The organism is Megasphaera sp. DJF_B143, from assembly GCF_900320625.1.
Classification (GTDB): Bacteria; Bacillota; Negativicutes; order Veillonellales; family Megasphaeraceae; genus Megasphaera; species Megasphaera hexanoica.
Genome location: NZ_ONTA01000298.1, coordinates 1 through 2182, shown reverse-complemented (window position 1 = coordinate 2182; position 2182 = coordinate 1). Strand labels below are relative to the sequence as shown.

At 52.4% G+C, this 2182-nt stretch carries 3 protein-coding genes; 2 read left to right on the top strand and 1 reads right to left on the bottom strand.

Going from position 1 to position 2182, the window contains the following annotated elements:
* Positions 1-951 (top strand): site-specific integrase (locus DBO31_RS08640; protein WP_234995449.1); only part of this gene is annotated, 951 nt, incomplete at its 5' end.
* A gap of 9 nt (positions 952-960) precedes the next feature.
* On the opposite strand, the gene DBO31_RS08635 is transcribed toward DBO31_RS08640, so the two are convergent.
* Complete coding sequence (locus DBO31_RS08635) at positions 961-1302, bottom strand: LysM peptidoglycan-binding domain-containing protein (RefSeq protein ID WP_083237028.1); 342 nt, start codon at positions 1300-1302, stop codon at positions 961-963.
* Between the two features lie 189 nt (positions 1303-1491).
* Here DBO31_RS08635 and lexA point away from each other — a divergent pair, with 189 nt between their 5' ends.
* Positions 1492-2109: a transcriptional repressor LexA gene (lexA, locus tag DBO31_RS08630; protein WP_059075922.1), complete on the top strand. Its 618-nt coding sequence runs from the start codon at positions 1492-1494 to the stop codon at positions 2107-2109.
* Positions 2110-2182: the final 73 nt, after the last annotated feature.

Sequence of the window (2182 nt, the reverse complement as noted above, 5' to 3'; positions counted from 1 at the left end):
GCCGACGTATTGGCAAATAATGAAAAATTAACAGACAAGGCCCGGCAGAGTATCTATGTATCACGGGCCGACAACACTATTGACGCATACCGGTCCGACTGGAAGGATTTCTGCGACTGGTGTGCCTATCATGACGAAACAGCCTTTCCGGCATCGCCGGAAACGATCGTCAACTATATCAACGACCTGGCAGACAATGCCAAGGCCAATACGATTGCCCGGCGCATCTCTGCCCTGACGGAAAACTTCGCCGCTGCCGGCATCAAAGACAACCCCTGCCGCTTCCCTATCGTAAAAGACGCCGTCCGCGGCATCAAACGCATGAAAGGGACCCAGCAGCACGGTAAAGCCCCCATCCTCTTCGATGACATCCGGGAAATGCTCCACTACCTCGACGGGGACGAACTCCGCCAGGCCCGCGATAAAGCCGTCCTCCTCGTCGGCTTCTACGGTGCCATGCGCCGTTCGGAAATTGCCGGGCTGGATGTGGAAGACCTGAACTTCAACCGCCTGGGGCTGCTCATCACATTGCGCAAATCCAAGACCGACCAGTTCGATCAGGGGCAGACCGTCGCCATCCCTTATATTGAAGATAAGGACCTCTGTGCCGTCCGTGCACTCCAACACTGGCTGGATCTCAGCGGAATTACTACAGGACCGGTCTTTCGCAGTTTCACCAAAGGCCACCATATCCGCAAGACCCGTATCTCCGACAAGACTATCGCCCTCATCGTCAAACGGTATGTCGGACTCATGGGAATGGATCCGGCTGAATTCGGCGCCCACAGCCTGCGCCACGGCTTTGCCACTTCGGCTGCAATGGAACACGTGGAAGAACGGGAAATCATGCGCCAGACGCGTCACCGGTCTACAGCGGTCGTCCGCAAGTACATCGACGAAGCAGACCGCCTCATCGATAATCCTATCTTAAAGATCGCCCGGAAAAAATGACCCGTTCCTTTATTTCTGTACGTGCAGGACTTCTTTTACCGTATCGGCCCGCCCCGTTTCAACGGGCACCTGAAGGACCTGCCCCGGATAAATGTCATCGGAATGGCGGATATGATTGATATCCATGATTTCATCGACGACGTCGCGGACATCCGTCCCGGGAGCGGCAGCAGCGGACGCGATGCGCCATACCGTATCCCCGCTGTGTATCTTGACGGAGATATACGTTTCATCCGTATGATATACCATCCCCATCTGGGTACATGCGGCGATGACGACAACCAGCGCTGCAATCAGCCGGATTATCCAGGTATAGTTTCTTTTTCTTTTCATAGCCATCGTGCGTTTCATACTCTGTCACCCCATAGCCGTTTAGAACGAATGTTTTGAGAACACATGTTTGTTTGATGGTTTTATTATATCGGCGAACGTCCGTTCTGTCAATAGGGTGAGAGAACAAATTTTCGATGAACAAACGTTTGAATTTTTTTCCATAGTACCGTATAATAGAAGTGTATATTTACTTGGGAGTGATACCGAATGATGAACAGTGAAAAAATGCTTACAACCCGGCAAAAACAAATCCTTGAATACATCCGTGACTGCGTGCATAAATATGGGTATCCCCCATCGGTCCGGGAAATCTGCCAGTCCGTCGGCCTCAGCTCTACTTCGACGGTCCACGGCTATCTGCACCGCCTGGAAGAACTGGGATTTATCCGCCGCGACCCGGCAAAGAACCGGACGATAGAACTCCTGGATGAAGGATCCTGGCGGTCCAAAAAAATCGTTCCCCTGCCACTGATCGGCCAGGTCCGGGCCGGCCAGCCGGTATTTGCCGAAGAATACATCGAAGATGTCTATCCCTTTCCGGCTGATATTATCGGAAATGACGACTGCTTTATGCTGACCGTCCGCGGCGACAGCATGATCCAGGCCGGTATCTTCGACGGGGATTATCTTATCGTCCGCCGTCAGGATACGGCAGAAAACGGGGATATCGTCGTCGCGATGATCGACGATGAAGCGACGGTCAAGCGGTATTTCCTGGAAAAGGACCGGGTACGTCTGCAGCCGGAAAATCCCGATTATGAACCGATTTACACGCGCAATTGCAAAATTCTGGGAAAAGTCACCAACCTGTTCCGCCGCTATTGATGCCTGTCATACGTACAGCCAGAAAAAGAGGATGCCCCATGAAAAAATGGTTTCATGAGACATCCTCTTTTTG